Origin of the sequence: Xanthovirga aplysinae, assembly GCF_009711365.1 — a bacterium.
In the GTDB taxonomy this organism is placed as follows: domain Bacteria; phylum Bacteroidota; class Bacteroidia; order Cytophagales; family Cyclobacteriaceae; genus Xanthovirga; species Xanthovirga aplysinae.
Map to the genome: position 1 here is coordinate 1 of NZ_SMMB01000825.1, position 4,367 is coordinate 4,367.

3 protein-coding genes are annotated in these 4,367 nt (G+C 35.4%); all 3 read left to right on the forward strand.

The genetic code is table 11. The features are described 5' to 3' along the window. The first annotated feature begins 605 nt into the window (after positions 1–605). The 3 genes from E1171_RS06295 to E1171_RS06305 all read left to right on the forward strand — a co-directional run bounded on the left by E1171_RS06295 (position 606) and on the right by E1171_RS06305 (position 3,938). On the forward strand, positions 606–1,736 hold the full coding sequence (locus E1171_RS06295; protein ID WP_155205164.1) for a betaine/proline/choline family ABC transporter ATP-binding protein: 1,131 nt from the start codon (positions 606–608) through the stop codon (positions 1,734–1,736). Positions 1,737–1,891: 155 nt separating this feature from the next. Next, complete coding sequence (locus tag E1171_RS06300; RefSeq protein WP_155205165.1) at positions 1,892–2,803, forward strand: ATP-grasp domain-containing protein; 912 nt, start codon at positions 1,892–1,894, stop codon at positions 2,801–2,803. A 241-nt stretch (positions 2,804–3,044) separates the two neighbouring features. Continuing rightward, positions 3,045–3,938, forward strand: a complete 894-nt coding sequence (locus E1171_RS06305) for a DMT family transporter (protein WP_155205166.1) — start codon at positions 3,045–3,047, stop codon at positions 3,936–3,938. Positions 3,939–4,367: the final 429 nt, after the last annotated feature.

Sequence of the window (4,367 nt, forward strand, 5' to 3'; positions counted from 1 at the left end):
ATTATTTCCGATTTTATTTAAAATAAAAATCTAGTTTCTTATTTAGAAACCCATATTATCAGGTAAAGTATAAATAAATAAGTAACAAAAATTAAAATAAAAGTGCAATATATTTAAATAACTAAAACACAATATTTACCAAAAATCTAAATAAATTTAGAATTAAATGTTAAATAATTGTTTAATAGCTGGTTCAACAAAAAGTAAGCTTAATTTTCCTAGTTAAGTTTTTCAAATATTTTACCCTATTATATTTTGAGGATATTTGATGAACCTATTCGAAGGAATCCTCTACAAAATCACTGAAACAGCCCCACCTCTATTCTTTACTTATCACTTAATCCTATCTTTTTAATGACCAAAAGGACAAATAAGTTAATTTATCCGACCTGTATATAAGCATGCTTAACTGATACTTGCTCTTCAGCATATGGTATCTACCCACGCCCCTTTGGCAAACTTTTCCTAACCCTAAATTTTATTGCAAAATTTCCTTTTCCCTTTCAAATTCTTAGCAAATTACCACCATAGGATTATGGGCTTAAAAACAATTTTTCATATTCGATTTTTCTTTTTCTATTTTAGAAGCGTATACATTGGGAGATATGATAGAATTAAAGCATGTCGGGAAGACGTTTGACGGAAAGAAACAGGTAGTAGATGACCTTAACCTGGTCATTCAGAAGGGGGAAATTGTATGCCTCATCGGTAGAAGTGGATGCGGGAAAACCACTACCTTAAAAATGATCAACCTGTTACAAAAACCCAGCACAGGAGAAATTCGGATAAACGGGAAAAACATACAGGATAAACCTGAAGTCGAATTGAGGCGTAACATAGGATATGTATTTCAAAAAGTAGGTTTATTTCCTCATATCAGTGTAGGCAAAAATATTGAGTTAGTCCCATACCTAAAAAAGTGGCCTCAAAAGAAGCGTAAAAAAAGGGCCGAAGAACTCCTGGATATGATTGGGTTGCCTGCAAAGGATTATTACCATCGACTTCCAAATGAATTAAGTGGAGGGCAACAGCAACGTGTGGGTGTGGCCAGAGCCCTGGCAGCTGATCCAGAGATCATCCTTATGGATGAACCTTTTAGTGCAATTGATCCCATTTCTCGCAAACAACTACAAGAGGAAATTTTGAGAATTCAGGAAGAACTTCATAAAACCATCGTTTTTGTCACTCACGATATGGATGAAGCCCTTAAATTGGCGGATAAAATCGCCATCATGAAAGAGGGAAAAATCTTGCAATATGGTACTCCTGATGAGATACTACATCTTCCAAAAAATGAATTTGTCAAAAGATTTATTGGTCAGGGGCAATTGTGGCGCAATCCGGAAAATGTGCTGGCCAAAAACCTAATGAGTCCTACAAACGAACTGATTCCGGCTAACTTGCAGATCAGCGAAGCCCTAAATTTAATGGAAAAGGAAAACCTGAATGAACTTTTTGTTTATGAATTGAAAGGAGAGGACAAAAGAAAATTAATGGGTCAAGTGAAAAAGGAGGATTTACTCCAAGTCCAGGATTCTCAACTAATGGTTCAGGATATTTTATCATATCCCACGCAGACAGTAAAAGAAAATAATAACCTTCTAGAAATTCTGGATATCATGGCCAATGGAAATTTTCAAAACCTTCTTGTAATTGACAAAGAAGGAAATTGCAAAGGTCAAATCAATCAAGCCAATTTACTTAAGGCCCTGGCTGACATCAGTCCAAAAAGTTAAAGAATTGCTTTCTAATGCCCATCTTCTATTCCCATATTAAGGAAGCAATTTGCAGCTTCTCAGGGATATCGGTATATTTGATGCTTAAGCTAGGCCATAAAACTGCTAAAGGTTGTACCTAGCAAATTTTTCAATCTCTTATCCCAAAAATAGCCATGCCAAAGTTTGACCTCATCATTTTAACAGATTCCCGATACGTCCAACCTAAGGAAATTGATTGTTATGTTCAAAACATTTTGGATGAAGATAAGCTGGTGAAAGATGCCCTTGAAAAGAGAGGTTTAAAAGTAGGCCGTACCAATTGGGATAACCCAGAATTCGACTGGGAAGAAACCCACCACATTCTTTTCCGAACCACCTGGGACTATTTCGATCGATTTGAGGAATTCACCCAATGGCTTTCAGGGGTGAGTAAACAAACTAAGTTGATAAACCCTTTAAAGACCATAAAGTGGAACATGGACAAACATTATTTAAATGATTTGGCGAAAAGCGGCATCAACATCCCTCCCACTATTTTTTTAGAACCTGGAGAAAGTCGTTCCTTATTTGAAATAGTCAAGAGCTCCGGTTGGAAGGAAAGCATCCTTAAACCGGCCATTTCAGGTGCTGCAAGACACACATACCGCTTAAATGAGGAAAATATTGAGGAGCATGAGGGTATATTCAAGGAGTTAATCACCAATGAAACGATGCTATTGCAAGAATTTCAACAGCAAGTAGTGACCAAGGGAGAAGTCGCATTCATGGTTTTTGGAGGAAAATACAGTCATGCCGTTTTAAAGAAAGCTAAATCGGGAGATTTTAGGGTTCAAGATGATTTTGGTGGAACAGTTCATGAATACAAAGCTTCAGAGGAAGAAATTCAATTTGTTGAAAAAGTGGTAAGTATGTGTGAACCAACTCCAACCTATGCTCGGGTAGATGTAATTTGGGATAATATGGGAGAATTGTGTGTCTCAGAATTGGAGTTGATCGAACCTGAATTATGGTTTCGAAAATCACCCCAAGCTGCTGATCTATTGGCCGATGCTATTTTTATTAACAATTTGAATGAGAAGGCTTAATTTAAAACCCAACATGGGAATAGTATTATTTTTTAAATTAAAAACAGAAACCTGCGGACAGTTTAAGACAAAAACATCCTATTTTTACAGTCTATTTGGAAGTACTTTTTCAATAAATATATTATTGCGAAGATTATAGGGTCATCTGGCAGTTTTGAATAATCTAACTTTTTCGGATTTCAATTTCACCTTTTTCCCATAACCTATCAATCTCGTAATCCTTAGTCACTTAGCATAATTCATGAAAAACCGGGGAATTTTATTATTACATTTAGCAGCCCTTCTTTTGGGAGGTTCGGGGCTATTTTCCAAATTAATTGAATGGCCGGCTGCTACCATTATTTTTTCAAGAAGTTTGCTATCTTTTTTATTGTTAGCTGTTACCATTTTTTTCTTTTCCCGGAATAGCTTTAAGGTCCATGCAGTAAAAGATCTTTTAATTATTCTTTTGTCTGGCATCCTGTTTGGGGGCCACCTCCTCACCTATTTTTCATCCATTCAAGCCTCAACTGTATCCATTGGAATAGTTGCCCTATTTACTTTTCCGGTTATTACGGCCTTTGCAGAAACCTTATTCACAAAAGAAAAGGTAAGAATGAAAGATGTGTTAACGGCTTTTTTAGTTTTTACCGGCGTATTGATAATGGTTTCTGAGGAGGGTTTCACCCTAGAAAATGGAATGCTGGCAGGAATTGGATTAGGTCTGATTTCCGCCTTTTTTTATGCTTTTAGAAATTTAGTGCAAAAGTATTACCTCCAAAAATATTCAGCCTTGTCCATCTTATGTTACCAATTGTTGGTAACAGCATTCATTTCAATTCCATTTATGGAATTTGAACCCTTAAAAATATCTTCAAATGAAATAGGACTATTATTCATCTTGAGTTTGGTTTGCACCGTAATTCCCCATTCATTGATTATTTATTCCTTGAAGACGGTAAAAGCAAAAACCGTTAGTATCATCTTAGGTTTGATGGTGGTGTATGCCATGCTACTTGCCCATGTGATATTGGATGAGGTCATCACCTTGCCATTAGTTTTTGGTGGCCTCTTAGTGTTCTCTGCCACTCTATTTGAATCTTTTTATTTGAATTGGAATGAGAGGAAAACCAAAAAAGTGAAGGTGAATACTTAATTTCTCCCTTAAGGATTCCTTAAAATATTTACGCAAAAGTGATTAAAATGCCCTTTCCACTTCTTTCCTCTTGGTGATAAATCTCAAGCTTCAATAGGTTTCTTGAGCTTTTTGGAAGAAAAAGTCTTTGGATTCACAACTCCATAAATTTAAAGGAGCTCCCTCCTTTCTTTTAGGAATAGACTCCTTGCAAATCTACCCCTATTATTTTTTTAAACTACTTCTCTATCATCATCTAAAATTTGTAGAAAAATTAAAAGGTTCTCTAACCGGTTCAATATAGAGGGGAAAAACTCCTTTTTCCTCTTTTAAGTGTTCATCTTTTTTGTGGGTAAAAACCTATTAAAAAGAGATTTAGCTGAAACTAGAGTATCATTTCCTTTTCACTTTATTCAGTTGTCTATTACTGTTTTTTTTAATAGTTTAACT